Raw genomic sequence first — 26,958 nt, forward strand, 5'->3', positions numbered from 1 at the left:
CCCGGCCCCCGGCAGCGCGGAAGGCCGGCCCTGTCGCATTCCGTCGGGACCGGTCTCGGTTTCGAACATGTTGAATACCAGCAGGTATCCGTCGTCGGGGTCGATGGCAGGCATGACTGTTCCACTTCTCGAAAGGGATTTCCGGCTCGGGCGGACCGGGCCGTGCTCGGGTCGCGAAAAGCTGCTCAACCGGCGGCGGCGGTTTCCATGACGTACTGGCCGTAGGGGGAGCTGGCGAGTCTGCTGCCGAGCTGGTGGCAGGCGTTCCGGTCGATGAATCCCATTCGCCAGGCAATTTCCTCTATGCAGGCGATACGCACTCCCTGGCGGTGCTCCAGGATCTGGACGTACTGGCCGGCCTCGGCGAGCGCGTCATGGGTCCCGGTGTCCAGCCAGACGAAGCCGCGCCCCAGCTGGACGAGCCTGGCCCGGTCGCGCTCCAGGTACACCCGGTTGACGTCCGTGATCTCCAGCTCTCCGCGCTCGGAGGGCGCCAGGTTCTTCGCGATCTCCACGACGTCGTTGTCGTAGAAGTACAGGCCCGTGATGGCCAGGTTGGAGCGCGGTCGGGCGGGCTTCTCCTCCAGGGAGGTGAGGTTGCCGAGCGCATCGATCTCGCCGACCCCGTAGCGCTCGGGGTCGCGGACCGGGTAACCGAACAGCACGCAGCCCTCGACGTCCCGCGCGCTCTGCTGCAGCACCTGGCTGAAGCCCGGGCCGTGGAAGATGTTGTCGCCGAGGACCAGGGCCACCGAGTCGTCACCGATGTGGTCGGCGCCCACGATGAAGGCGTCCGCCAGCCCCCGGGGCTTGTCCTGCTCCGCGTAGGTGAGGTTCAGGCCGAGATCCGATCCGTCACCCAGCAGTCTGCGGAACCCTCCCAGATCGTCCGGCGAGGAAATGATCTGGATATCGGTTATGCCGGCGAGCATCAGCACCGACAGTGGATAGTAAATCATCGGCTTGTCGTAGACGGGGAGCAGTTGCTTCGAAACTCCGAACGTGATCGGCTGCAACCGGGTCCCGAGCCCACCGGCCAGAATGATTCCCTTCACGTCTCTGCCTCCATGCAGTTCACGCGATATCCCGAAATGGAATCCAGTGGAAACCGATTACAGGATCTTCGCGTTGCCGAGATTTTTCAAGGAAACTCAGGTCAGGCCATTGTCAATTCCGGCAGGGCTCACCGAACCAGCGCCGCAGCGCGGTCGTCACCCCCTCCCACGCCGTTCCCACCCAGACGATGTGGCCGTCGGGCCGCACCAGGAGGGCCGCGCCGGCGGGCAGCGGCCCGTCGCTCCGCAGCCTGGCCGTGGTGAGAGCGACCCGGTCCGTCCAGCCGGCCACGACGTCCTCCGGCTGTGTCGGCGGCTCGCCGTCGGCGGCGACGCCGAGGTCCAGGAGCAGGCCGCGGCCGGTGCGCAGCAGGGCCGCCGTCCGGGTGTCTCCCTGAGCGGTCGTCAGCTCAGCGGGCGGCAGCCGCCGGCCGAGCAGCGGATGGGCCTGCCCCGCGTCCGGTGCGCCGACGTCGTAGCGGATGTCGAGGCCGGAGATCTTCCCGGCCAGGTGCTCCCGTACGTCGCCCAGGGCGGTCAGCTCCCCCAACAGTGCGCGCACCGGCTCCACTTCGGGGCCGCCGAGCAGCAGTCCGGCCTGCGCCCGGATGTTGGACAGCACCCGCCGGCCGGTCTCGTGCCGCTCGGAGTGGTAGCTGTCGAGCAGTCCGGCGGGCGCCCGGCCGGTGACTTGGGCGGCCAGCTTCCAGCCGAGGTTGACGGCGTCCTGCAGGCCCAGGTTGAGGGCCTGTCCGCCGATCGGCATCTGCTGGTGGGCCGCGTCCCCGGCGAACAGGATCCGGCCGTGGCGGTAGCGCTCCAGCTGCCGGTTGGCGTCGCCGAAGGAGTTGACCCACAGCGGGGTTCCGCCGCTGATGTCCTCCCCGGTGACCCGCTTCCAGACGTCGACGACCTCCTCGAACCGGGGCTCCCCGGTACGCGGAGCGACGACGGCGCCAAACTCGTGCACCATCACCCGCGTGACACCTTCGCGGGTGGCCGCGACGGCCAGCCCGCGCGCCAGCCGCTGGAACCGCCGGCCCGGAACGTCGATGCCCGCCACATCGGCGCGCAGCATCTCCCGGCCGGCGTCCTGCCCGGGGAACCGGGCGCCGGTCAGTCGGCGCACCGTGCTGCGCTCGCCGTCGCAGCCGACGAGATGGCTGCCGCGTACGCGCAGGGGGCCGCCGGGGCCGTCGGCCTCGGCCTCGACGCCCGCGTCGCCCACGGCCAGGGCCCGCAGCGTGTACCCGCGCCGGATGTCGGCGCCGAGCCCGGCCGCCCACCGCTGGAGCAGTTCCTCCGTGCGGGTCTGTGAGACCGTCCACTGGCCCGGGTGGGTACTGGGCAGCGTCAGGTCCAGCGGCAGTCCGCCGAAGTGCCCGCGGGGCTCGTCCGCCGGTGTGCCCAGCTCGTCGAGCAGGCCGCAGCTGTCGAGGATCTCCATCGTGCGGGCGTGCAGCGTCGACGCACGCGACTCGGTGGTGGGGCCGGGGCGGTCGTCGAGGACGACGACCTCGGCTCCGCCGAGCCGCAGTTCTCCCGCGAGCATCAGCCCGACGGGGCCCGCTCCGACCACGATGACCTGTGTGACCTGTGTGACCTGGGTGACCTGTGTGACCTGGCTGTGCAGGGGTTGCTGACTGTCCGGCGTCATGGTCAGCGCTTCTGCTCGGCGTAGTCCTTGGCGTGGCCCAGCGTGGCCCGGCTGTTGGTACTGAGCGCGGTCCGTACGTACTCGCGGGCGTCGTCCACCGTCGCGTCCGCACCGAGGATGCGGGCGATGTTGTCCGTATTGAGGACAACGGTGTGCTGCGAGGAGGCGGCGACACCGTCCTCGTTCTCCGCGAACGTCCAGTAGCCGGTGTGCAGGGTCATCAGAGCCGGGAGCGTCACCTGCTTGTAGGCGATTGTGTGGACCGGCCGGCAGACCCGGTACGACTTGGTGGTGTGCGTGGAGCCGTCCTTGGCGCGGGTGTCCATCTCCAGGATCTGCAGACCCGGCGAAAGCTCGTCCAGGCGTACGGTCGCCACGTGCGGCAGCCGCTCCTCCCAGCGGTCGGCCTCGTTGATGAAGTCGTAGACGTCCTTGGCCGCACCGTTGATCTGCACGGTGTCCTCGAAGGAGAAGGTCACCGCCTCGGCCGCGTGCGCGAGTTCCACGTTGGTCTTCAGCGCGGCCAGTTCGGAGCGGGAGTTGCGGTCGACGGCCTCGTCGATCCAGGCCAGGCTGTCCGCGTCGTCGTCGATCGCCCGGTAGTCGTGCAGCAGCCGGACACGGGACCGGGCCTCCGACACCGGTTCGATGATCCACGTACCGCCCATGGCGGCGACCGGCGGGGCCGGCACCTCCTGGCGGAACGTGATGCGCAGGGCCTCGGCGTCCAGCGTGCGGCGCGAAGTCCAGTTCTTGGCCGTCTCGTTGGCGGTGGCCCAGATGCGTATGCGCTCTTCGTTCCTGCCGTGCTCGTCGCGCTCGACGTAAATCGTGGGCGGGAAGATCCGCGGCCAGTTCTCCACCTCGGCGATCAGCCGGTAGACGGCGGCGGCCGGGGCCGAGATCGTGATCTCGTGCTCCACCTCGCGCAGGCCCTGCTGCGACATGCTCGTTCTCCTCGGGTTCTGTGGAACGGACGGCTCAGAAGTTGCCCAGGCCACCGCAGACGTTCATGGCCTGCGCGGTGATGGAGGCGGCGGTGTCGGAGGCCAGGTAGCCGACCAGACCCGCTACCTCCTCGGGGGTCGAGTAGCGGCCGAGCGGGATCTTCGCCCGGAACTTGGCGAGGATTGCGTCCTCACTGGTGTCGTACGCGGCCGCGTAACCGGCCCGCACCCGCTGCGCCATCGGCGTCTCGACGTAACCGGGGCAGACCGCGTTGACGGTGATGCCGGTGGGGGCGAGCTCGTTGCCGAGAGCCTTGGTGAAGCCGACGACGCCGTGCTTGGAGGCCGAGTAGGGAGCGCCCAGCACGACACCCTGCTTGCCGGCCGTGGAGGCGATGTTGATGATCCGGCCGCGGTTCTTCTCGCGCAGGCCGCCGGCGGTCAGCACTTCACGGGTCAGCCGGAAGACGCTGTTGAGGTTGGTGTCGATGACGTCCTGCCACAGCTCGTCACTGATGTCGGCGGTGACACCACCTCCGGAGCGGCCCGCGTTGTTGACCAGGACGTCGACCGTGCCGAACTGGTCGACGGCGGCCCGGACGAAGGCCTTGACGTCGTCGTTCGATCGGACGTCGAGGGGGGCACCGCCGGCCTCGAAGCCCTCCTCGCGCAGCTGCTTGACGGTGCTCTCGACGTTCTCGGCGCTGCGGGCGCCGATGAAGACCCGGTGGCCCTGGGCGGCCAGGAGCCGGGCGACGGCCAGGCCGATTCCGCTGGTGGCTCCGGTGATCAGGGCGACTCGCTTCTCCTGCTGCGACATGCTCTCTTCTCCACTGGTGGGGTGCTGCGTGTATCCGTTGCGGGGGACGGGCCGGACGGACAACTCCGCCCGGCCCGCGGTGACTTCGCTCAGGCGGGGACGGTCAGGTGCGCGTTGACCACCGCGATCAGGGCGCGCGGGGTGTCCGCGTCGGCCAGCGCGTCCTCGTCGAGGGAGATGCCGTACTCGCGCTCGATCAGGCTGCCGGTCTCCAACAGCGCGAGCGACTCGTAGCCGAGTGCCTCGAACTGCACGTCGAGGATGTCGCCGTCGAGGTCCACGCCCTCCTCCGCGCCCGCTCCCGCGAGCAGGATGCGCTTGAGGTCGTCGAGGGTGAATTCCTTGGTGGCCACGTGGGTCCTTCTCTCTTTCCGTGGGTGGATGGTCTGTTCTGCGGTACGAGCGCCCCCCGCCGCGCGGGGGAAAGGCGGCGGGGGGCGCGGCTCGGGTGCGCACAGCGCCTGTGTCTGGACCCCAGTCGGGCGCGACCGGGGTCCAGACACAGGCGCTCAGTCGACGGCGCGGACCACCACGGCGGAGTTGAAGCCGCCGTAGCCGCGGGCCAGGACGAGCGCGGTGCGCAGCTCGGCGGTGCGCGGCTGGGAGCCGACCAGGTCCAGGTCGTACTCGCTGGAGAGCGCGACGTTCACCGTGGGCGGGATCAGGCCCTCCTCGACAGCGAGCAGCGCCGCGGCGAGGTCCAGCGGGGCGGAGCCCGAGTACAGCCGGCCGGTCATGGTCTTGGGCGCCGTAACCGGCACGCCGCGCGGCCCGAAGACCGCGGTGATGGCCTCGGCCTCGATACGGTCCAGCTCCGGCACGGCCGCAGCGTCCGCGAAGACCACGTCGACGTCACCGGGTTCGGCCCCGGCGTCGGCCAGGGCCAGTTCGACGGCCTTGCGCAGGCCGGGCTCGCGCCCGCTGCCGGGCTTGGCGTCGATTGTCGCGCCGTAGCCGGAGATCTCGCCGTAGATCTTCGCGCCGCGCGCGTGGGCCGCGGAGGCGGACTCCATGATCAGGATTGCGCCGCCCTCACCGGCCACATGGCCGGCCGCGTCGGCGTCGAAGGGCAGGTACGCGCGCGACGGCTCGTCGCAGGTGCTCAGGCGGCCGCTCGTGAGCTGGGCGACCCAGCCCCACGGGCAGACCGAGGCGTCGATGGCGCCGGACACGATCAGCTGGGTGCCCTTGCGGATCTGCCTGCGCGCCTGCGCCACCGCGTCCAGGCCGCCGGCCTGGTCGCTGACGATGACGCCGCTGGGGCCCTTCATCCCATTGCGGATGGATATCTGGCCGCTGTTGACGGCGTAGAACCAGGCGAAGGACTGGTACGCGCTGACGTACTGGCTGCCCTGGCTCCACAGCTTCTGCAACTCGCCCTGGCCGAACTCGAATCCGCCCGACGAGCCGGCTGTGACGACGCCCATGTCGAACGCGTCCAGGCCGTCGGGTGTGATCCCCGCATCGGCCAGCGCCCAGTCGGTGGCAACCAGCGCCAGCCGGGTCATCCGGTCGGTCTGCGGAAGCAGTCGGCTCGGCAGCAGGTCCTCGGCGACGAAGCCGGGAACTTCACCGGCAAGCTGCGCCGGGTAGGACGAGACGTCGAAACGGGTGACCCGGGCGATGCCGCTCTTCCCGCTGCGGGTCGCGGCCCAGAAGTCGTGCGCACCGAGCCCGTTGGGGGCGGCGACGCCCAGACCGGTCACTACCACCGAGGTGGTCATGCCACGCTCCTCTCAGGTCGGGCCAGCACCATCGCGCTCTGGAATCCGCCGAAACCGCTGCCGACGGTCAGGACCGCGTCGGTGAGCTGCTCGCGCGCCACCAGCGGCACGTAGTCGAGGTCGCACTCCGGGTCCGGGGTGTGCAGGTTCGCCGTGGGCGGCACCACGTTGTTCTCCATGGCCAGCGCGGACGCGGCGATCTCGATGGAGCCGATGGCGCCGAGCGAGTGGCCGACCATCGACTTGATGGAGCTCACCGGGGTCCGGTACGCGTGGTCGCCGAGGCTCCGCTTGAAGGCGGCGGTCTCGTGGCGGTCGTTCTGCTTGGTGCCCGAGCCGTGCGCGTTGATGTAGTCGAGCTCGGTGGGGTTCATCCGCGCCTCGTCGAGCGCGATGCGGATCGCCTCGGCCATCTCCGCGCCGTCCGGCCGCAGACCGGTCATGTGGTACGCGTTGGAGCGCGTCGCATAGCCCGCGATCTCGGCGTAGATGTGCGCGCCGCGCTTCTTCGCGCTCTCCAGTTCCTCCAGGACGAAGACGGCGGCGCCCTCGCCGAGGACGAACCCGTTGCGGGTGCCGTCGAACGGGCGGGAGGCGTGCTCGGGGTCGTCGTGCCGGGGCGTGGTCGCCTTGATCGCGTCGAAGCACGCCATGGTGATCGGCGAGATCGGGGCGTCCGAGGACCCGGTGATCATGATGTCGGCGGAGCCCTCACGGATCAGCTCGACGGCGTGGCCGACGGAGTCGATGCCGGAGGTGCAGCCCGTGGAGACCACGGTGCTCGGGCCCTGCGCGCCGACCGCCCAGGCGACTTCGGACGCGAAGGAGCTGGGAACCAGGTAGTTGTACAGGTGCGGGACCGCGTACTGGTGGTCGACCAGGTGGAGTCGGCCGCCGTCGCTGACGACGTTGTACTCCTCGTCGAGGCCCATGGTGGCGCCCACGGCGCTGCCGATGGTGACGCCCACGCGGTACGGGTCGTAGGTGTCCAGGTCGATGCCGCTGTCGGCGACGGCGCCGCGCGCGGCGACGACCGCGAACTGCGCGGCCCGGTCCATACGCCGGATCTCCTGCGCGCTCAGGCCGTGCTCACGGGGATCGAAGTCGATCTCCGCGGCGACCCGGGAACGGAACGGGGTGGGATCGAAGAAGGTGATCCCCCGGGTGGCAGTGCGGCCCTCGCTCAGCAGGTTCCAGAAGTTCTCGGCCCCGGTGCCTCCGGGAGCCAGCACCTCGATGCCGGTGATGACCACGCGTCGGGCGGTCACGCGGACGCCTCCCAGTTGTAGAAGCGGGTGGCCATCGCGTCCGCGGGGGAGCGCCAGGTGGCCGGGTCGTAGGCCTGGATGAACGGCTTCAGGGCTTCACTGATCCGCACGAAGCGGGGGTCGGACTTCGCCTGCTCGATCAACTCGCCGCCGTTGTCGGCGTCGAAGTCCTGCAGGTGGAAGTACAGGCCCCGGTAGGCGAAGAGCTGACGCCGCCGCGTGCCCATCCGATGCGGCATCTCCGTGGCGTCGAACTCGGCAAACTGGCCGGCGACGTCGAGGCTCGCCTCGGGGTCCATTCGGGCCACGATCAATGTGCTGTGCATGGGTTATCTCTCCTCACGGCCGGACTGGTCCGGACGTCACGCGTGGGATGTGGACAACAAATGGGGACAACAAGGGGACGGCGACGGCAAAGGACGTACTGGACTACGGGATTGGCGGCGGCGACCGGGCGGTGCGTGCCAGGGGCATGCCGAGGGCCGCCCGGTGAAAGGGAGGGTGGTGGCCCTGCGACCTCTTCGGTGACCGGGCCGGGGGCGGGCCGATCCAGGTCGGATTGGCGGCCAGGACGGCCTGCGCGAAGTCGGCGTTCTCCGACAGGAACCCGTAACCGGGGCGGACAGCGGCCGGGGTGTCACCGTCCGGAGCGAGTGCCTCGCCGACGGCGCGGACATCAACGGAACCTTCTGGCCAAGCCCCTGGAGACAGCGCACCGGATCTTGTTCCCAAGGTTCTTCGAATACGAACGGCCGATCAATGCATGGCATTTCAGGAGTCGGTCAGGTTTCACAAGCGGTGCGCGGCTGCATCTGCGTTTGGTCAAGCGAATGTCAGGTTTCCGTCGGCCGGGCGGCCATCCACACGGATCCGCCGCCCGGCCGTACCGGAGGGTGTCAGCGACGACCCGAGCGGCTGCCGAAGCACTCGCGGACGTCGTTCTCGCTGTAGTACGTGCGGCCTGCTCGGTGCCGGCGCCGCCAGCGCTGCTCGCTCGCCATGCGGTACACGGTCCCCACCGGGACCTGCTGGAGCAGGGAGATGTCGGCGGCGGTCAGCCAGCGCTCGACGGCCGGCGCGACGGCGCCTTGGGCTGCACCCGCTTCCATGGAGCGGTTCAGTTCGCCCCACCGGTGGCTGGCCCAGCTGTGCGCCGGATCGGCGTCACAGCGGATCTTCGGCTCGGCGGCCCGCGCACGTTCGCGCAGGGTCAGGCTCAGCGTTCCGGAGCAGTCCGGTTCCGCGCAGGGCCCCACCCTGACATTCCGGCTCCCGTCGGGCCGGGCCACGCGCCCTCCGTCCCGTACGAGCTTCGCGATCTCTTCCGTCGCTTCGGCGGCAGCGGGATGGGCCGCCAGCCAGGAAGCGTTGCGCAGCAGGAACGCGGTCGTCGCGGCCACGGTGCGCCCGGGGGCCGGCAGGCCACGCTGCTGGGCCACAAGTCCGCTCCACGAACCAAGGGTGGCCAGCATCCGGGTACGTACCTCGGACGCGGCCCCGTTGAAGGGGAGACCGGGAAGGCTCCCACCGGTCGTCCGTTCGCGCAGGCCGTCGGCCGCGCCGCCTCCCAGGACGCGCTCACACTCGTCGTACAGACGGGGAATCTGCTGGAGTCCCGCTTCGAGCCGGTCCCTGCACTCCCGGCACAGTTGGGTTCCTTCGCTCGCGCGACGGCGTGCGCGCCCCTCGGCGCGGCCGCGTCGGCAGCCTTCCCCGTGGCATGTCGTCAAACCAGTGGTCGTAACACTCTGCTTCATTTTGCCCCCGCAAATAAGTAGCGTGTGATTCATCCGTGCCCGAGTCGGAACCCGACGCCGCGGACCGTGATGACCCAGGTGCTCGCGCCGAGCTTGTTGCGCAGTGTGCTGACGTGGGTGTCGACGGTCCTGCGGGACCAGGAGTCTCCCCAGACCTGCTGCATGAGGCGTTTGCGCGGGATGACGGTGTCGGGGTGGGACGCGAGGAGGCACAGCAGGTCGAACTCCTTGCGGGTCATCGTTATGCGCCTCCCGTCCAAGGTGACTTCGCGCGATCCCGTGTCGATCAGCAGGGGTCCGTGCGCGATGGTGCTGGAGGCCGGGGCCTGCGGGCGGGCGCGGCGCATGACCGCGTCCATCCTGGCCATCAGTTCCCGGAACCCGTAGGGCTTGGTGAGGTAGTCGTCCGCGCCGGCCTGCAGGCCCAGGACGCGGTCCAGCTCGGTGCCGCGCGCGGTGACCGCGATGATCGGGACGTCGCAGGCGGTACGGATGGTCCGGCAGACCTCCAGACCGTCCAGGTCCGGCAGTTCGAGATCCAGGAGGATCAGGTCGGCGTCCTCGTACGTATGAAGAGCTTCGCTTCCGGTGGCGACAATGTCGACTTCGTGGCCGTGCCGCCGCAGACCCCGGGAGAGGGCTTCCGCCTCGTGGGCGGTGCTCTCCACGACGAGGACCTGCCAGGCGGCGGACTCGCCCGGCCCCGAGTGCGCGGACCGTCCTCTTTCCGGCTCCGGATGTGCCCCCCCGGAGTTCCGAGGGGCGGGTATATGGGGCTCCAACACACAGGTGGAAGGCTGGTTCATCTTCTCCCCCTAGCTAGTCAGCGCGAAGTGTCACTCCAGCACTCGGAACATACAAACCGGCGTGGCGGTTTGTCAAAGCAATTACATGCGAGTCGAGAATTGGCAAAGTCCAGCTGAAGAACAGTGCGACACAGAGGAAAGAGTGCTTCCTGTCGGGCATAAAGTGGAATTTAAACCTCCACTTTGAGGGAGCGTCAGACTGTATTAGGGGAGAAGGACGAGCGGGCAAATAAAGAAGCTGAGCCGCTGTTTCCGTACCGGCGGGCGATGGCTGAAAAACCTTCGTCGCCACCGCCCACCGCCCACTCACGGGGAGCGGCGCCGGTCGGGAGTCAGCCGATGGCGTCCAACCGGTCGTCGGCCGGTTCGTCGCGGCCCCCGTCGAGGGCGCCGCTGCCGGCGATCGGAATGCCGGCCAGCATCTCTGCCGGGAAGTCGAACCCGTCGACGAGGGTCATCATGTGCGGCGCGAGGAGGCCGAGGGTGGTGTCGATGCTCTTGGGCAGGGACCGCACCTGATCGGGGGTCATGAGTCCTTCGGCCAGCAGGTCGCCGGTGTGCTCGCCGAGCTGCTTGAGCAGGAACAGGCGGCACAAGGTGTGCAGCAGGAAGCGCGCCGTGGGCTCCGCGGCCCGGTCGGCCGCCGCCAGGAAGGCGTCGGCGGCCTGGAGGCGCGCGTGGGCGGAGACCATCTCCAGTGCGGCCGACGAGGTCTCGTTCCAGCGGCCGAGCGGATCGCCCGAGGGCCCCGCCCGCAGGGCTGTGCGGGCCCTGGCCTGCCAGATGCCCTCGGCCTGGGCGAGGAGACCGCGCAGGAAGGCCAGGTCGTCGAGATCCTGGCCGGGAGAGAGCGGACCGAGGCGGCCGGGCCGGACCGCCTCGTGCCCGAAGACCATCTCGCCGGCGGCCTTGACCCAGATCACCAGGTTGTCGCCCTCCGCGGTGATTCCGCCCTCGATGTTCTGCGGCAGGTCGGCAATGCCGTTGACGGGGAACAGCCCCTGGGCGCCGCACCGTTCCCGGCACTCGACGGTGATCTCGCGGGCCTGCCAGGTGATCCAGCCCTTGGCCACCGCCACCAGGCGCTCCACCTCCGCCTGGTCCTCGCCCGTGCGGCCGGCCCAGCGGTCCATCACCGCCCGGTGCAGGAACGTCATGGCGTAGGCCGTGGCGAGCGAGTGCAGGAGCCGGCCGTGGTGGCTGCGGTGGGCGGCCAGTGGTATCCGCTCGCCCGGCCTGGCCCCGGCGACGAGCCGGCTGTGGGAGTACCGCACCGCGATGGTCAGCGCCGCCCGCGACATGCCGAGGGTGCCCGCGCTCATGCAGAGCTTGCCGGTGGTGACCCGGCCGATGGAACGCAGGAACCGCTTGCGCCGGTTGCCCAGGTTGCTGCTCAGTGTGCCGTCCGCGCCCAGCCGGCCGTGGTCGGCCTCCAACAGGGCCTCACGCGGCAGCCGTACGTGGTCGAATGCGGTCAGGCAATGGTCGACAGGGGTGCCAGTACGGTCCGGCAGGCGGCGGACCCGCACCCCCGGCAGGTGACCGTTCTTGTCGCTCAGCGGGGTGAGGAAGAGGAAGATTCCCTGGTCCTGATCATCTATCAGGAGCCGCGCCGCCACGACGGCGCTCTTCGCCCCGCCGATCAGGCTCGTGTTCGGCATGAACTTCTGTGCCCCGGGGGTCGGGGTGTGCAGGACGAATTCCTCGCTCGTACGGTCGTAGACCGCGACGGTCTCCATCGAGGCCACGTCGTTGCCGTGCTCGAGCTCGGTGCACAGAAACGTTCCTGTGCGCTCGAGCGACGTGAAGTCCGACAAGTCCCGGCGGTCGCCGTCGTGGTCGAGAAGGCTGCCCAGGAAAAGGTTGTAGTGGATGCTCGCCAAGGTGGTCAGCCCGCCGTCCACGGCGCCGATCCACTCGTGCAGCGCGGCCAGTCGGCGGGGGTCGTTCGTGAAGTCCTCCACCCCGTCGACGGCGCTGTTGACCAGCCCCAGACGGTCGTACGAGACAGCCGTCCGCTCGACCGGTGTCAGCCCAGGGCGGTAGGCGAACTCCCGGCCCGAGATGAGCCCGCGCCACGGTTTGTGGACCTGGTCGCGTTCGCGCCGGTCGAAGAGCAGGTGGACCAGTTCGTCGGCAACGAGGTCGGTCGGTCCGGGGGGACGTGCATCCCTCCCTGCAGGGGAGGCGGCGGGCCCCCCTGCCGTTCCACCACTGGGTATTTCCGCCCGGGAAGTCTCAAGTGCCAGGAAGGTCATCGACCTCTCCGAAAGTTAGGGGAGTGTGGGGAGATGAACTACCGTCATAAAATAGCGACCGAGCGGTTTTTTATTCAAGGGCTTCCTGAGCCTCGCTGCGCGTGTTGCAATAGGCGGTCGGCGCCAGAAAACCGGCCCAGCGGTCGGTTTTCTCTTTGGGTGACAGTGCGGAGGTATCAGTGGTGCGGCAGGAACGAGCCATCAGGACGCGGCAGAAAATCCTGGTCGTGGCTGCCGAGGTGTTCGACGAGGTCGGTTACGAAGCGACGACCATCTCCGACATCCTCAAGCGCTCCGGGCTGACCAAGGGCGCCCTGTACTTCCACTTCACGTCCAAGGAGGAGCTCGCCCAGGCCGTTCTCGCGGCGCAGGTCGACGCGCTCCCGAGCGTCCCCCCGGGGGAGTTGAAACTGCAGCAGTCGCTGGACGAGGCACTGCTGCTCGCGTACCTGCTCAAGCAGGACACGGGCGATCCGATCATCCAGGCCGGCGTACGGCTGACCGTGGACCAGGGCACGCGGATCGACAACCTGGAGCGGCGGACGGCGATGGAGAGATGGATGGACCACACCCGGTCCCTCCTGGAGGAGGCGAAGGCGGGCGGCGAGATCCTGCCGCACGCCGACACGGAAAGCCTGGCCAAACTGTTCGTCGGTGCTTTCACCGGCGTTCAGGTGCTGTCGCGGATCATGACGGGACGCAGGGACCTGGCGGAACGGGTCACCGATCTCTACCGGCATCTCATGCCGTCCGTCGCGATCCCGGGCGTACTCGTGCGGCTCGACTTCTCGCCGGACCGGGGAGCGCGGGTCTACGACACGGTCATGAAGCTGCGCAAGACGGAGGCCGCGAGCACGGCGGAGTGACCACCGCCCGGTCCGGCCTCCTGGGCGGAAGGGGAACCGTTCTGTCCGAACAACGTTTCTACAAGAAGGCAATGTCTCGAACGAACGGAGCGCACCGATGAACGTGGACGCGACTGGGTGCCCCTACGCGCTGGACGTACAGGGGCACGACCTCGCGGGCGAGGCCGCCGCACTGCGCGGACAGGGGCCGGCCGTGCGCGTGGAGCTGCCGGGCAAAGTGACCGCCTGGGCCGTTGTCCGGCAGAAGTACGTCAAGCAACTGCTCATGGATCCAAGGGTGTCCAAGGACGCCCGGCAGCACTGGCCGGCCTTCGTCGAGGGGCTCATCACCGAGGACTGGCCGCTCTACCCGTGGGTGGCGAACGAGAACATGCTGTTCGCCTACGGGGACGACCACTCCAGGCTGCGCAGACTGATCATGGCGGCGTTCACCGCGCGACGCACCGAGGCCCTTCGCCCGCGCATCGAGGAGATCACCGGCGGGCTGCTGGACGACCTGGAGTCCGTACCGGCCGGACAAGAGGTCGATCTGCGGGCGTCGTTCACCAAGCTGCTGCCCCTGCGGGTCATCTGCGAGCTGTTCGGCGTCACGCAGGAGATGAGCGGCCCGCTGTGCGCCGAGCTGGAGAAGGTGTTCGGCACCGCGGTGCCGGCGGAGGAGATGGCCGCGGCGCAGCTGAAGGTCTTCGGGATGCTCGCCGAACTGGTGGCCGCCAAGCGGACTTTGCCCGGCGACGACCTGACGTCGGCGCTGATCGAGGCCAGGGACAACGGCGACGGCCTCACCGAGCAGGAACTGCTGGGCACCCTGTACCTCATGATCGCGGCGGGGCAGGAGACCACCACCACCCTGATCACCAACGCGATAGCCGCGCTGTGCGCCCATCCCGAGCAGCTCGCGCATGTCCGGGCGGGCCGCGCCACGTGGGCGGACGTGACGGGTGAGATTCTTCAGTTCCGTGCGCCCGCGGCCTATTCGCCCATGCGGTTCGCCGTGGAGGACATAGAGCTGGACGGCGTCCTGATCAGCAAGGGCGACCCCATCCTGATCTCGTTCGCCGCGGCGGCGGGCGACCCCGAGGCGTACGGGGAGGATGTCTCGGAGTTCGACCTGCTGCGCACCGGCCGCCGCGACGACCTGGGCTTCGGGCACGGTGTGCATCGCTGCCTCGGGGCGCCGCTGGCCCGGCTGGAGGCCGTGGTCGCGCTCTCGGCACTCTTCACGCGCTTCCCGGACCTCGCACCGGCGGTCGCCCTGGACCGTGTTGAGCCCGTGCCGTCGTTCATCGTCAACGGCTACGGGTCCCTGCCGGTGCGGCTCAGGCCGGCCGTGGACTGAGGGGCCTGACGAGCTGACGGCCTGATGAGGATACCAAACCAGCTTGCTGGTTTGGTATCCTCATCAGCATTCCGGGCAGCCCTCACATCACAACAATCACCTAGGTTGTCGGCATGACGCTCGCACCCCGCAAGGCCGCCGAACTGACCGTCGGCGAATTGGCCGAACGCAGTGGAGTGACCACGTCCGCGCTGCGCTTCTACGAGGACCAGCAGCTCATATTCAGCCGCCGGACCTCGGGAAACCAGCGCCGCTACAGCCGCGACATGCTGCGACGCGTGGCCTTCGTCCGTGCGTCGCAGCGCGTGGGGATCGCGCTGGACGAGATCCGTGCCGCCCTGAAACTGCTGCCGGACGAGCGCACTCCGACCCGTGAGGACTGGGCGCGGGTCTCCGAGCTGTGGCGGCACGATCTCAACGTCCGTATCAAGCAACTGCAGGAGCTGCGGGACGATCTCAGCTCCTGCATCGGCTGTGGCTGCCTGTCCCTGGGGCGCTGCGCGCTGGTCAACCCGGGGGACATCCACCGGCAGCTGGGCAAGAACCCCACCCGGCTCACCGGAGGGTGAGGCCCGGACGAGGGTGCTACAGCGCCTGGTAGGGCTGCTTCGCACGTCCCTCGCGCAGCAGGCCCGCCCACCAGCCGAGCTGGTCCAGCATGACCTTGGCCGCGCCGTCGGACGCGCCGTCGTCACACGCCGTGGCGTCCTCGTCGAACAGTTCCCACGCGTTGTGGAAGCTGAGCGCGTTGCGCACGCTCACCGCGTGCAGCTCGCAGATGACCATGCGCAGGTGTTCGGTGGCCCGTACGCCGCCGGCCTGGCCGCCGTACGAGATCAGGCCGAACGCCTTCGCCCGCCACTCCTCGCGGAACCAGTCGAGCGCGTTCTTCAGGGACGCGGGGTAGCTGTGGTTGTACTCCGCCGTGACGAGCGTGAAGGCGTCCGCGGCCGCGAGACGCCGGCCCAGCTCTTCGCGGTGGACCGCGGTGGCGGCGTCGGGGGCGCCGCCGAAGTCGGGCAGAACCAGGGGCAGCGGCGAGTCGGCGAGATCGATCAGATCCACCTCGAACCCGCCGTGCTGACGGGCCTGTTCGGCGAACCAGCGGGCCACCTGGGGGCCGAACCGGCCCTCGCGGACACTTCCGATGACCACGGCAAGGCGCAGGGGTGAAGCGGACAAGGCTCTCTCCTCGTATGGGGGGTCCGGTGGTTCCGGTGGTTCCGGTCGGATCTCAAGCCTCGTACTTCAAGTCGTATTGAAGTCAAGCCTGTTCAGGACGCACAAAAGGCGGCCGCACGGCCGAGTACGAACCCGGCCGCGCGACCGCCTGCTGCTCACGAGGTCCCGCTCTCCCTCCGGTCAGGAGGGTGTGCCCGCCGACGGGGCCGGCGCGGCGGGAGCCCCCGCCTCTTCCGCCTCTTCCTCATGCTTGGGCAGGGCGGCGTTCCGCAGGACGGTGACCGTGATCAGGGCGCCGACGGCCGCCAGTACGGCGCAGATGGTGGCGGCCGTCTGCAGCCCCTGGGTGAAGGCGGCGCGGGTGACGTCGAGCAGCGCCTCACTGGTGGCCCCGGACAGTTCCGTGGCCGTGTGCACGGCACCGCCGATGGTGTCCTGCGCGGCCCGGGCGGCGTCGGCGGGCATCCCCGTCGGGAGCGCGCCGTCCACCTTGCTCCGGTAGACGGCGGTACCGACACTGCCGATGGCCGCTACACCCAGCCCGAGCGCGAACTCCTGGACGGTCTCGGCCACACTCGACGCCGCGCCCGCACGCTCGGGCGGAGCCGAACCCACGGCCAGTTCGAGGCCCAGGATCATCACCGGGGCGACACCGAACGACATGCAGAACACCCCGGCCGCGAACAGTCCGACAGGGGAGTCGGTCTCCATCCGGGACAGGAGGACGAAGGCACCGCACGAGACGAGCAGGCCGCCTCCCATGACGAACGGCGGCCGGATCTTGCGGATTGCATTGGCGGTCGTCACCGCGCCGACGACGACCCCCAACGCCATCGGCATCATCCACAGGCCGGCCCGCAGCGGCGAGAGGCCGCGCACCATCTGGAGGTACTGCGCGACGAAGAACAGGGTGCCCGACATCACCAGGACGGCGAGTCCCATGATGCCCAGCGCCGAGCCGAAGCGCGGGCTGGAGAACAGGCCGAGGTCGAGCAGCGGATCGCTCAACCGCTTCTGCCTGTACACGAACAGCGCGCCGACAGCCAGGCCTCCCACGATCGACAGCAGGCTGACCAGGCCCATCCCGTGCGTGGCGATGTCCTTCATCCCGTAGATGACCGCGAGCACGGCGACGACGGACATGGCAGCACTGGTGAGGTCCACCCGGCCCGCTCCGGCGTTGCGATGCTCGGGCAGCAGGATCGGCCCGGCCACCAGCAGAAGCAGCATCACGGGGATGCCCACCAGGAAGACCGAACCCCACCAGAAGTGCGCCAGCAGCGCGCCGCCGGCCAGCGGTCCCAGCACGCTGCCCGCCGAGAAGCAGACGGTCCACACACCGATGGCGGCGGTGCGCTGCTTGGGATCGTGGAACATGTTGCGCAGCAGCGCCAGGGTGCTGGGCGCCAGGGTGGCCCCGGCGATGCCGAGCAGGGCGCGGGTGGCGATCAGCATCTCGGAGCTGGTGGAGAAGGCCGCCAGCGCGGAGGCGGCAGTGAAGGCGGCGGCGCCGATCAGCAGTAGGCGGCGGCGGCCGATCCGGTCACCGAGGGTTCCCATCATGACCAGGAACCCGGCCATCAGGAATCCGTAGATGTCCATGATCCAGAGCAGTTGCGCGCCACTGGGCTTCAGGTCCGCGCTCAGATGCGGAACCGCCAGGTACAGGACGCTCAGATCCATGGACAGGAGCAGGGTGGGCAGGGCAAGGACGGCGAGTCCGATCCACTCCCGCCTGCCCGCGGTGGGAGGAGCATCTGTGGTCACGGAAGATCCCATCTTTGTGGCTTTACGGTGTGCCGGCTCGATCGCCGTGGTGCGCGGGGGTTCTGCCGCGCCTACGGGGTCTCGGAGGCCGTCGTCCCGGGCAGCGGGGCGGCAAGCGCTCCGTACGGGCGGCAGCGTCGGCCGGGTCCGTGCGTCAGGCCGGTGAACTCCTCGACCTGCTGCCACTCGGGGGTCTGCACGGGGTTCTCCAGGAACTTGCGGTGCGACTCCTCGTCCAGCCACTCCGAGTAGTTGAGCACCTGAGTGCCGTCGGGGCTGAGGAGGAAGTGGCGGGAGATCCCGCCGGGGGTGGGCTCGGGCTGGGCGGCTTCGGCGTTGCAGATCGCGTCCGACCACGCGCGTGCCGTGTCCGCCTCCTCGAATCCGAAGGTGGTGACCACGACACACCCCGGTGTGGCCTCCGCGTTCGTGATGCTGCTGCGGTGCAGGCGGCACACGAAGGGCTCGGACCGCTCGGCCTTGCCGGCGGCCGCCGCGATCTCGCGGTCGATGCCCTCCCGCCCCGGCGCGGAGGCGGAGGCATTTTCGAACGCGCGCAGCTCCCGCTCGCCCGACCACTGCTCGTAGGTGAAGACGGTGTCGCCGTTGGTGCTGATGAAGCAGCTGACGGCGAGCAGCCCCTGGGGCCAGGGCGCGTTCGCCCAGGCGGCGAGGGAGGCGTCCGCCACGGACCGCTGCTGGTCGGCGGTGGGGGTCACCCAGCGGTTCAGCACGGCGACGCCGGAGTCGTCGCGGTTGATGACGGGCAGCGGGACGGGGGGTGTGCTCATGGGGGCTCCTCCTGGAGGTTCTGGTGCTGTCGACCGGGAAACAGGCTCACACTTCAAGTCGGCTTGAAGTCAAGGACGTTCATCACGGCGCCGGGGGGGGGCGTCGTGCCCCCGCCCCCGGCGTTGTCCGTGCGGTCAGGTGCAGGAGACGCGCTTCCCGGTGATTTTGATGACGTTGGGGCCGCTCACCGTGCCGTCGTCGTAGTGGTGGTACGTCTGCCCCTCGGCGGAGAAGGCCTGGTACGAGGAGAGCTTGCCGTTGAGCGAGGATCGGGCCTCGCCGGACGGACCGCCCGGGAGCGGGTGGTTCACAGTGAACTGGAACGTACCGCCGGACTTGGGAGCCCAGTTGCCGTAACCGGTGAAGTACGGCGTGCCGTTCTCGTCCCGCGGTCCTGTCAGCTTCAGCGTGCGGTCCACGTTGAACTTGATCTCCACGTCCGCGGGCGGCATGTCGCCCTCGGACGCCTGGGCCTGCCAGCAGCCGGCCGGCGACCCGGTGGACGCTGTGTCGGCGCCCGCGGGGTGGGCGGCCAGCAGGGTGGCCGCGAGTATGCCGCCCGCCAGGGCGATGCTGCTCATGCGTCTGTTCCTGGTCATGTGCTGTCCCCTTCGTGACTTCGCTTCGTGGGGTTGCTTCGTGGAGCTGCCGGGGCGATCCGGGGCCGCCGGGTCACGCGGTGAGCTTCTCCAGCGCGACGACCACCTCGGAGGGCAGCGGCAGCGAGGCCATTTCCTGGGCGAGGATCTGCGACTGCCGGGTGTAGGACGGGTCGCCCAGCAGCTCCCGGCAGGCGGCGCCGACACGGTCCGTGGTGAGCTCGCCGGGCTGGAGCGAGAGCCCCGCGCCGAAGTCGGCGATGCGGTCCAGGGCGGCGCCGTGCGAGGCGTTGTCCTGCGACTCCATGACGGACAGCTGGGGTACGCCGAAGTGCAGCGCCGTCAGGCTCGTGGCCCCTCCGGAGTGGTGGACGATGAGGTCACTGGTGGGTGCCACGACATCGAGCGGGATCCACCCGGCCCGTACGCCGTCCAGCTCGTCGCGCAGCTTTGCCGCCAGCTCCTCCGGCGCGGCCACCACGACCTCCACGCCCAGGGCGGAGACCTTCTCCACCATGTCCTTCAGGAAGTCGAAGTTGAGGCCGCGGCTGCCACCGGTCACGCAGACCCTGCGCTGCTCTCCGCGGGTGTACATCCACGGCTCGACCTCGCGCTGCTGGTTGACCGGGGTCCACCGCATCATCTGCGCGGGCAGCGCGTTGGGCGGGCGAAGGCTCGGCGGGCTGATGTCGACGAACAGGTCCGGGTCGGGCAGCCGGGCGAGGCCGAGCTCGTCGAGTTCCGGCCGGAGCTCCTCGCCCGCTCCCGGGTCGATACCGTCGAAGTCCTTGCCGTCCCAGGCCTGGCGCACGTACGGCACTCCGAGCCGGTGGGCCAGCAGCGGCGCCGCGTAGGTCAGCGTGCCGCCCACGACGAGATCGGGCCGCCAGTCCTCGGCGAGGCCCAGCAGCGGTTCGAGGCTTGCCGCGGCCAGCCTGCCGAACCAGCGGCCGGTGAACAGCCGTCCCTCCACCGCGTTGTCGGGCACCGTGACGGGGTTTCCGGCCCGGTCCTTGGTCCTGAAGTGCGGAATCGGCGTGGAGGTCGCGGAGAACGGCGTTATACCGAGTGCCGCGATGTCCGGCAGGACATTGCGGGGGGCCGCCATGATGACCTGGTGGCCCGCGTTGCGGGCGGCTGTCGCCAGGGGCGTCAGACCGTAGACCGTGGCCGCGCTGCCGGCACCGAGAAACAGAATTTTCATCGAGCTGTGAACCTTTCCAGAGGTCTGCGGAGCCCTGGCGGCCCCGAGCAGGTCATGCGGAAGCGGCCTCTTGGCCGCTCTCCTCCCAGAAGGACCGCAGGGCCACCTCCAGCGAACGGTGCGGGCACCAGCCCAGTACCTCGTACGCCGGTCCGGTGTCGACCCGGATCCAGTCGTCGGCGCCCTGCGGCGCGGCCGGGGCCTCCCTCTCGACGACCCGCGCGGGGACACCGCTGACCCGGATCAGTTCGTCGACCAGGCTGCGCACGGGGACCGCCTCGCCGCGCCCGATGCCGATGACCTGCCCGGTCGCCGTGGACATGGCGGCGGCCAGCACTGCCTCGGCCGCATCGCGTACGTCGACGTAGTCGCGGTGGGCGCGCAGCGGGGAGAGTTCGACTACGGCGCTCTCGCCCCGCGCGGCCGCCTCCTTGAGGCGGGCGGCCACCTGCCCCAGCAGGCTGATGGCAGGTGTGCCGGGCCCTGCGGCATTGGCGATCCGCAGGACGAGCGCGTCGGCCTCACCGCGGGCGTCCGCCCGGAGCACCGCTTCGGTGGCGGCCAGTTTGGCCTGCCCGTAGGCGGTGGCCGGCGGCGACCCGTACTCCAGCACCGAGCCCAGCTGGACGAGCCGGGGGCGCCGGGGCATCAGGGCCAGGGCTTCGAGGAGCCGTTGGGTGGGGGCGGTGCAGCGCTCGTGCATCTCCTCGGGCGGGGCACCCCAGATGCTGCCGATGGAATTGACCACGACGTCGATCCGCTCGTCCTGAAGGAACCGGGCGGTGTCCTCGGCGGGCGTGCGGGCCAGGTCGAACGCTACGAAGCGGTGGGCGGCCAGGTGTTCCACGGCAGTACGGGCCACCGCAACGACGTGGTATCCGGCGGTGGTGAACGTTGCACAGACATGGCGCCCCACAAAACCGGTTGCCCCCAGCACCAGGACTGTCGGCGTACTCTCACGAATTGTCATGTGCCGTCTCCTGTTGTTCAGTTGGCCGGTCGAAATCCGCGCATGCCTGGGGGAGGAGCACTCACCCGGATACGGCCACTTCCATGACGTATTCATAAACGGGCAGTAATTGCTTCGATGCGCGATCAGCCTCTTCAGTAAGGCAGTTCACGTCAAGAGAGATTGCTTTAGGCGCAAGCAAGCAAATGTCAAGAATGAGCTAAGCCGTCGCCCGGGCGAAGACGCGCCAGATCCACAGCTGGCCGAGAACGACCGCGATCAGCACCGGGAGCACGGTCACCGTCAGCAGGCCGAGCGAGGCGGAGTCCGCGATCGCCAGGGACAGGGCCAGTTCGCCTTCTCCCGAGCGGGTGGCAAGCACGGTGGTGCCGTTCGCTGCGCCCACCATGACGGGCAGCGCGAACAGCGGCGCGGCGCCGAGCAGCAGCGCGGCCTTGGTCCGGCCGGCCGACTGGAGGAGGCCGGAGCCGCACACGCCGGCGGCGCCGAGGGCCATGACGACGGCCACGGCCACGGGGGCGTCGGTGACAGCGGCGCCCACGGCGGCGGTGAGCGCGAGCAGCACGAGCAGGACCGGTGTGAGGGCCCGGTTCAGCCGGCCGAGCCGGACACTCAGGGCGCTGTCCCGCGGCAGGCCGCGGGCCGCGAAGAGGGAGCCCTGGCGCAGGCTGCCCGCGACGGCCAGGGCCGCGCAGAGCAGGGTCAAGGGGTGCGCCAGGTCGGCGGCGGTGGCCACGGCCTGCCCGTTGCCATGGGTGGACAGCCCCCGCACCAGGGTGGCCAGGACGGCGCCCCAGCCGGCTGCGAGAACCAGGCTGGTGACCGGCAGCACGATGTCCCAGGCCCGCCGCCAGCCGGCGCCCGGGTGCGCGCTGCGGAACCAGAGCGCGGCGTCGCGCAGGAACCAGGCGGACAGCAGGGTCACGATGGGCAGCCGCAGCGCGTACAGCAACTCCCCTTCCAGCAGCGGCAGGGCGCCGAACAGCAGTCCGACGAAGGCGACCAGCCACACCTCGTTCGCGAGGAAGAGCGGTACGACGGTGCGGCGCATGCCCGCGCGGCCGGGTTCCGTGTCTGCGAGCGGAAGCAGCATCCCCACCCCGAAGTCGATGCTTTCCAGCGCCAGATAGCCAGCGAGGAGCAGCCCGACCAGGGCGTACCAAAAGACATCCACGGTTGATTCCCGTCAGCTGTGCGTACGTACGTAGAGGGGAGGGGAGAGGGGTCAGTAGGAGTGGTGCATCTCGGCCCGGGGCGACGCCTCGGTGCCGTCCCGCAGCTCCTTGCGCCGGGCCGCGTCGGGGAACAGGTCCTCGTCGCCGAGGAGTCCGGCGTCCGGTCCCTGTCGCGCGTAGTGGGAGATCAGTGCCCAGTCGACGACGGCGAGGGTGCCGAGGACGAGCGTGAAGGCGACGAGCGAGGCGAGCATCCCTCCGGCGGACACGTCGCCGATGGCGTCGCGAACGGTCAGCTCGCCGGTGACCATCCACGGCTGGCGGCCGACCTCCCGGCTGAGCCAGCCGCAGATCATCGCCACGATGCCGACGGGCAGCAGGACGGCGGGCAGCCGCATCCTGAAGCGCTGCCGGGACAGCGGTGCGTCCGGGGCCTTCCCGCGGGCGGCCGTGGCCGGGATCCAGGTCAGGAAGATCAGCAGGATGCCGAGGAGGAGCATGAGCAGCGAGGCCGCGCCCACCCAGGCGGGCGGCATCCAGTCGCCGGGGCCGTGCGCGGCCTGTGCGGCGGCCCGCGCCCGGTCGAGTTCCGGGCCGCTGGTGCCCATCAGCACGGCGTACTTCTCGGGCTGGTAGTCCTTGAGCGTCAGCAGGTGCACGGTGCCCGCGCCCGCGGTGACGAGCGCGCCGACGCCCGCGAGGCGGGAGCCCTGGACCAGGGTGGGGCGGAAGAAGGCGATGTCGCGGTCGTGGCGCAGGTGGAAGGCGCTGACGGCGGCCATGAACAGTCCGGCGAGGAGGGTCACTGCGCCCGCGATGTGCAGTACCGCGTACCAGGTCGCCCCGTTGGTGAGGATGGCGCCCCAGTCGGTCACGTAGGCCGTGCCGTTGCGCATCTCGTAGCCGACCGGCTTCTGCATGAAGCCGTTCACCACCATGATCCAGAAAGTGGAGGCGTACGCGGTGAGGCTGACACCCCAGATCAGTCCGAGGTGGGCGCGGGGGGACACCCGGTTGAAGCCGAACGCCCACAGACCGAGGAAGGTCGATTCCAGGAAGAACGCGACGATGGTCTCGATGGCCAGCGGGGCGCCGACGACATTGCCCATGATGTGGGAAAGGCCCGACCAGTTGAGCCCGAACTGGAACTCCTGGGTGAGGCCGCTGATGATGCCGAGCGCGTAATTGATGACGTAGAGCCCGCCCCAGAATCGCACTCGGCGCATTTGCGCGGCGCGCTGTGCGGGGTCCTTGGTACGTATCGCCCGGGTCTGCATTACGGCGACGACCGTGACCAGTCCGAGGGTGAGGGCCACGAACAGGAAATGCAGCGTTGCCGTGACGGCGAACTGGATTCGTGCAAGGTCAACGACGTTCACGTGGAGCTTCCAGTGAGAGGGGGGAGTTGCGCGGTTAATCGTACCGACCGGTCGCTCGTATCATGCGTAAAACAACGTCAATTGAGCGCCACGATCGGTGTTTTCATTCAAATCTGTGTGTGCTCCATGTCAGATCCGTGCAAAGCCGAGTCCCCCGCCTCGCCGGCCGCCGGGAGGCGGGGGGGGACCGGGTCAGTTCTTCATGGCCACACCGACGACGCCGGTGTGCTGCATGGGGTGGTCGGACGCGGTGTCCGCGTCGGGGCGCCAGCCGGCCATGGCGGTCAGGCCGGGCTCGACGAGGGTGAAACCCTCGAAGAACCGGCCGGTCTCGGCGGGGCCGCGGTTTTGCAGCTGGGCACCGAAGCCGCGGTAGACCCGCTGGAGTTCCTCACTCGTCGTCCCGGCGCCCGACTCCTTCTGGACGTAGGCGTGGGACAGGATCAGGGCGCTGCCGGGCGCGAGGGCGTCGCGCAGCTGGGCGACCTTCTCCCACGGGTCGTCCTTGTCCTCGATGAAGTGGAGTACGGCGACGAGCATCAGCGCCACCGGCTTGTCCAGATCGATCAGGGCGCGGACCTCGGGGTCGTCGAGGATGTCCTTCGGCTTCAGGAAGTCACCCGTGACGGCGGCCGCGGCCGGGTCGCCCTCCAGGATGGAGCGGCTGCGCGCGACGGCCACCGGGTCGTGGTCGACGTAGACGACATGCGCGTCGGGGACGACATCGCGGGCCACGTCGTGGGTGTTGCCGTTGCCGGGGGTGGGGATGCCGGAGCCGATGTCGAGGAACTGGGTGATGCCGAGCCCGGCGGTGTACCGAACGGCCCGGCGCAGGAACGCCCGGTTGGCGCTGATGGCTATGTCGAGGCCGGGGAGCGCGTCGAGTGCGGAGCGCGCTGTCTCGCGGTCGGAGTCCAGGTTGTGCTCACCGCCCACGTAGAAGTCGTACATACGGGCCACGCTGGGGGTGTCGGTGTCGATGCCCGCGGGGACCCAGTCGGGGGTGGTTGCCATGCGATGCCTCCGGTGGTGGTTCTTCGGGATGGGTGGAGTGGAGTGGGGTGGGGTCACAGGCCGGCGCGGCCGATCCGCTGCCAGACCAGTACGCGTCGGTCCGGGGTGGAGAGGGAGGTACCGGTGAGCGTGAGGCGGTCGCCGTCCAGACGCAGCTGACGGCTCTGGTCGGTGCCCAGCCAGGCGGGCTCGGCGGCGATGGTGAGGGAGTGGACGATCCGGTCCCCCTCGCGGTGCCAGGTCCCGGCGTAGCTGAGGTACTGCGGGGGGCCGGCCGCGGGCATCATGTGGACCGCGACATGACCGTCCGCGCTGTAGAAGAGGAGGCCGACGGGTGTTTCCCCCAGTGGCCCCGGGCCGACGGCGCCGTGTTCGTCCACAGTGTGGAAGGAGACGAGGCGCCATACCCCGGCCAGTTCCGACACGTTCGCTGCTCCGGTCGTACGAGGGGGTGCCTGGCGTTGGCGGGCGCCGGTCACGGGATCTGGGGCGCCGCTGAACGGAAGCGTGCGGGGTCGCCGCCCAGCAGCGCGCCCCGTGATGCGTGCACGATCTCGTGCGGGGAACCGAGAGGGACGGCGCTGACCGCGTCGAGACGTTCCAGGTGCTCGTCGGACAGGGTGAGATCGAGCGCGGCGAGGTATCCCTCGAGCTGGGCCGCGGTACGAGGGCCGATGACCGGGATGTGGGCGGTACCGGCCCTGCGGGCCCGGGCGTTGAGCCACGCCACCGCGACCTGGGCGGGCGCCGCCCCGGTCTCGTCGGCCACGGCGAGCACCTCGTCGACGATCGCGGTGCGCCGGCTGTCGGACTCGGTACGCATGATGCGGCCGTCCCAGTCGGTGAGCCGGCCCGCTGAACTGTGGCGGTACTTGCCGGTGAGCAGTCCGCCGCCGAGCGGCCCCCACTGCGCCACCCCGAGGCCGAGGGCGTCGGCCATGGGCAGGAGTTCCCGGTCGGCGGTGCGCTCGATGAGGCTGTACTCGGTCTGGATGCCGGCCATCGGTGACCAGCCGCGCAGTTCGGCGAGGGTGGCGGCGCGGGAGACCTGCCAGGCGGCGAAGTTCGACAGCCCGGCGTAGCGGATCTTCCCCGCGCGCACCAGGTCGTCCAGCGCGGCGACGATCTCGTCGACCGGGGTGATCGTGTCGGGGAAGTGCACCCAGTACAGGTCGATGTGGCCGGTGTTGAGCCGGCGCAGGCTGGCTTCCACGGACCGGATCATGTTGGCGCGGGAGTTCCCGGTGGTCTGGACGCCCGCGTCGGGACCGGTCCCGTAGGAGTACTTGGAGGACAGGGCGAACTGGTCGCGCCGGGCGCCGAGGAACTCGCCCAGGAGGGTTTCGGCCTCGCCGTTGTTGTAGCAGTCGGCGGTGTCGATGAAGGTGCCGCCCGCCTCGGCGAACCGGTCGAAGATCTTCCGGGCCTCGGCGCGCTCGGTGCCGCCGCCCCAGCTGGTGCCGAAGTTGACGGTGCCCAGGGCGTAGGCGGAGACCCGCAGCCCGCAGCGTCGGCCGAATGTCATGTGCTCCACTGCGCCGGTACTCCTGTCTGCTCGGTGGTGACTGTCTGCTCAGTGGTGTGCTCAGTGGTCCGCGTCGTCGCGCGGAGGACATCCAGCACAGGGGCCTGGTCCTCGCGGAAGTAGAAGTGGCCGCCGGGCAGTTCGTGCCGACCGGTGATCGTGCCGACGTGTCCGGCCCAGCCGTCCACGGTCAGCCTGCCGCGCTCCGCGGTGCCGGTGAGCAAGGTGGCCGGGACGTTCAGGCGCGGCTTCGGGCGGTGGGTGTAGGTCTCGAAGGCGCCCAGGTCGGCACGGAGCGGTTCGACCACCAGCTTCCGCAGCCGCGCGTCGGTGCGGACCTGGTCGGGCAGCGGTCCCCAGCGCTCTTCGGCCTTCGTGATGAACGCGTCGTCGGGGAGGGTGTGCATCGAGCTGCCGGAGCCGCTGGTCCCGATGGTGTCCGGTGGCGGGCAGGAGGAGAGGATGAGGTGCTCCGGCCCCGGCAGGCCCTTCGCGTGCAGCGCTCTCGCGGTCTCGTACGCCACGAGTGCGCCGAAGCTGTGGCCGAAGAAGGCGAACGGGCTGGTGAACGTGGCCTGCGAGACCAGGGCGTCGACGAGTTCCCCGAGATCGGTGTGCGCGGGTTCCGCGAGGCGGGCGCCGCGGCCGGGGAGCTGGACCCCCCACACCTGAAGCTCCGTCAATACGTCGGACCACATGAGGTATTCACCCGGCGATCCGCCCGCGTGTGCGAAGAAGTACAGGTTGAGCGGAGCGTCGGGGCGCTCCCGGCGGCGGGCCAGCCAGCGCGGCGGCCCTGTCCTGGGTGGCATGGGATTCCTCGGGTTCTGGTGGGCGGTCGGGTACGTCGGTCG

Annotated in this window: 26 protein-coding genes and 1 pseudogene; 3 read left to right on the forward strand and 24 right to left on the reverse strand. The window is 69.8% G+C overall.

Annotation, left to right across the window (positions count from 1 at the left end):
- Positions 1-185: 185 nt before the first annotated feature.
- From rfbA to J7I98_RS16520, 12 genes and pseudogenes are all read right to left on the reverse strand, one after another.
- Complete coding sequence (gene rfbA / locus J7I98_RS16465) at positions 186-1,055, reverse strand: glucose-1-phosphate thymidylyltransferase RfbA (protein WP_214921461.1); 870 nt, start codon at positions 1,053-1,055, stop codon at positions 186-188.
- A gap of 112 nt (positions 1,056-1,167) precedes the next feature.
- Positions 1,168-2,712, reverse strand: a complete 1,545-nt coding sequence (locus J7I98_RS16470) for an FAD-dependent monooxygenase (protein ID WP_214921462.1) — start codon at positions 2,710-2,712, stop codon at positions 1,168-1,170.
- A gap of 2 nt (positions 2,713-2,714) precedes the next feature.
- Entirely contained in the window at positions 2,715-3,659 is a 945-nt protein-coding gene (locus J7I98_RS16475; protein WP_214921463.1) for an aromatase/cyclase, read from the reverse strand.
- Between the two features lie 34 nt (positions 3,660-3,693).
- A complete protein-coding gene (fabG, locus tag J7I98_RS16480; RefSeq protein WP_214921464.1) occupies positions 3,694-4,479 on the reverse strand; it encodes a 3-oxoacyl-ACP reductase FabG in 786 nt (261 codons plus the stop codon).
- 89 nt (positions 4,480-4,568) lie between these two features.
- Positions 4,569-4,832, reverse strand: a complete 264-nt coding sequence (locus tag J7I98_RS16485) for an acyl carrier protein (protein WP_214921465.1) — start codon at positions 4,830-4,832, stop codon at positions 4,569-4,571.
- A 156-nt stretch (positions 4,833-4,988) separates the two neighbouring features.
- Complete coding sequence (locus J7I98_RS16490) at positions 4,989-6,203, reverse strand: ketosynthase chain-length factor (protein WP_214921466.1); 1,215 nt, start codon at positions 6,201-6,203, stop codon at positions 4,989-4,991.
- Positions 6,200-7,471 carry a beta-ketoacyl synthase gene (locus tag J7I98_RS16495; protein WP_214921467.1) on the reverse strand — a complete coding sequence of 424 codons (1,272 nt, stop codon included), beginning with the start codon at positions 7,469-7,471 and terminating at the stop codon, positions 6,200-6,202. The genes J7I98_RS16490 and J7I98_RS16495 overlap by 4 nt, the downstream gene beginning before the upstream one ends.
- Complete coding sequence (locus tag J7I98_RS16500; RefSeq protein ID WP_214921468.1) at positions 7,468-7,797, reverse strand: TcmI family type II polyketide cyclase; 330 nt, start codon at positions 7,795-7,797, stop codon at positions 7,468-7,470. Before J7I98_RS16500 ends, J7I98_RS16495 begins: the two co-directional genes overlap by 4 nt.
- A gap of 208 nt (positions 7,798-8,005) precedes the next feature.
- Positions 8,006-8,155: pseudogene (locus tag J7I98_RS16505) on the reverse strand (biotin carboxylase N-terminal domain-containing protein); the annotation flags it as partial.
- 212 nt (positions 8,156-8,367) lie between these two features.
- Entirely contained in the window at positions 8,368-9,201 is an 834-nt protein-coding gene (locus tag J7I98_RS16510; RefSeq protein ID WP_214921469.1) for a hypothetical protein, read from the reverse strand.
- Positions 9,202-9,257: 56 nt separating this feature from the next.
- Entirely contained in the window at positions 9,258-10,034 is a 777-nt protein-coding gene (locus tag J7I98_RS16515; protein WP_214921470.1) for a response regulator transcription factor, read from the reverse strand.
- A gap of 332 nt (positions 10,035-10,366) precedes the next feature.
- A complete protein-coding gene (locus tag J7I98_RS16520) occupies positions 10,367-12,292 on the reverse strand; it encodes an acyl-CoA dehydrogenase (RefSeq protein WP_214921471.1) in 1,926 nt (641 codons plus the stop codon).
- Positions 12,293-12,471: 179 nt separating this feature from the next.
- On the opposite strand from J7I98_RS16520, the gene J7I98_RS16525 reads away from it, so the two are divergent.
- The 3 genes from J7I98_RS16525 (at position 12,472) to soxR (ending at position 15,066) form a co-directional block, all read left to right on the forward strand.
- The gene (locus tag J7I98_RS16525) at positions 12,472-13,158 is read left to right on the forward strand and encodes a ScbR family autoregulator-binding transcription factor (protein ID WP_214921472.1); all 687 of its coding nucleotides are present in this window, start codon (positions 12,472-12,474) and stop codon (positions 13,156-13,158) included.
- 97 nt (positions 13,159-13,255) lie between these two features.
- Complete coding sequence (locus J7I98_RS16530; protein ID WP_251020735.1) at positions 13,256-14,497, forward strand: cytochrome P450; 1,242 nt, start codon at positions 13,256-13,258, stop codon at positions 14,495-14,497.
- 113 nt (positions 14,498-14,610) lie between these two features.
- On the forward strand, positions 14,611-15,066 hold the full coding sequence (soxR, locus tag J7I98_RS16535) for a redox-sensitive transcriptional activator SoxR (protein ID WP_214921473.1): 456 nt from the start codon (positions 14,611-14,613) through the stop codon (positions 15,064-15,066).
- A 16-nt stretch (positions 15,067-15,082) separates the two neighbouring features.
- On the opposite strand, the gene J7I98_RS16540 is transcribed toward soxR, so the two are convergent.
- The 12 genes from J7I98_RS16540 to J7I98_RS16595 all read right to left on the reverse strand — a co-directional run bounded on the left by J7I98_RS16540 (position 15,083) and on the right by J7I98_RS16595 (position 26,916).
- Positions 15,083-15,679 carry an NADPH-dependent FMN reductase gene (locus tag J7I98_RS16540; protein ID WP_214921474.1) on the reverse strand — a complete coding sequence of 199 codons (597 nt, stop codon included), beginning with the start codon at positions 15,677-15,679 and terminating at the stop codon, positions 15,083-15,085.
- A 180-nt stretch (positions 15,680-15,859) separates the two neighbouring features.
- Positions 15,860-17,458 (reverse strand): MFS transporter, encoded by a 1,599-nt coding sequence (locus J7I98_RS16545; protein WP_214921475.1) that lies wholly within the window; start codon positions 17,456-17,458, stop codon positions 15,860-15,862.
- Positions 17,459-17,517: 59 nt separating this feature from the next.
- Entirely contained in the window at positions 17,518-18,237 is a 720-nt protein-coding gene (locus tag J7I98_RS16550; RefSeq protein WP_285438039.1) for an antibiotic biosynthesis monooxygenase, read from the reverse strand.
- 135 nt (positions 18,238-18,372) lie between these two features.
- Positions 18,373-18,819, reverse strand: coding sequence for a hypothetical protein (locus J7I98_RS16555; RefSeq protein ID WP_214921476.1), 447 nt, complete (start codon positions 18,817-18,819; stop codon positions 18,373-18,375).
- Positions 18,820-18,910: 91 nt separating this feature from the next.
- Complete coding sequence (locus tag J7I98_RS16560) at positions 18,911-20,041, reverse strand: glycosyltransferase (RefSeq protein ID WP_214921477.1); 1,131 nt, start codon at positions 20,039-20,041, stop codon at positions 18,911-18,913.
- Between the two features lie 52 nt (positions 20,042-20,093).
- The gene (locus tag J7I98_RS16565) at positions 20,094-21,011 is read right to left on the reverse strand and encodes an NAD(P)-dependent oxidoreductase (RefSeq protein WP_214921478.1); all 918 of its coding nucleotides are present in this window, start codon (positions 21,009-21,011) and stop codon (positions 20,094-20,096) included.
- Positions 21,012-21,210: 199 nt separating this feature from the next.
- On the reverse strand, positions 21,211-22,185 hold the full coding sequence (locus tag J7I98_RS16570; protein WP_214921479.1) for a cytochrome d ubiquinol oxidase subunit II: 975 nt from the start codon (positions 22,183-22,185) through the stop codon (positions 21,211-21,213).
- Positions 22,186-22,236: 51 nt separating this feature from the next.
- Entirely contained in the window at positions 22,237-23,565 is a 1,329-nt protein-coding gene (locus tag J7I98_RS42580) for a cytochrome ubiquinol oxidase subunit I (RefSeq protein WP_308377825.1), read from the reverse strand.
- A 192-nt stretch (positions 23,566-23,757) separates the two neighbouring features.
- Positions 23,758-24,579 (reverse strand): SAM-dependent methyltransferase, encoded by an 822-nt coding sequence (locus J7I98_RS16580; RefSeq protein WP_214921480.1) that lies wholly within the window; start codon positions 24,577-24,579, stop codon positions 23,758-23,760.
- Positions 24,580-24,632: 53 nt separating this feature from the next.
- Positions 24,633-25,004, reverse strand: coding sequence for a lipocalin-like domain-containing protein (locus J7I98_RS16585; protein WP_214921481.1), 372 nt, complete (start codon positions 25,002-25,004; stop codon positions 24,633-24,635).
- Positions 25,005-25,054: 50 nt separating this feature from the next.
- Positions 25,055-26,104 (reverse strand): aldo/keto reductase, encoded by a 1,050-nt coding sequence (locus tag J7I98_RS16590; RefSeq protein WP_251020758.1) that lies wholly within the window; start codon positions 26,102-26,104, stop codon positions 25,055-25,057.
- Complete coding sequence (locus tag J7I98_RS16595) at positions 26,101-26,916, reverse strand: thioesterase II family protein (RefSeq protein WP_214921483.1); 816 nt, start codon at positions 26,914-26,916, stop codon at positions 26,101-26,103. Before J7I98_RS16595 ends, J7I98_RS16590 begins: the two co-directional genes overlap by 4 nt.
- Between the last annotated feature and the right edge of the window lie 42 nt (positions 26,917-26,958).

This window comes from Streptomyces sp. ISL-98, from assembly GCF_018614055.1.
GTDB classification, from domain to species: Bacteria; Actinomycetota; Actinomycetes; order Streptomycetales; family Streptomycetaceae; genus Streptomyces; species Streptomyces spiramyceticus.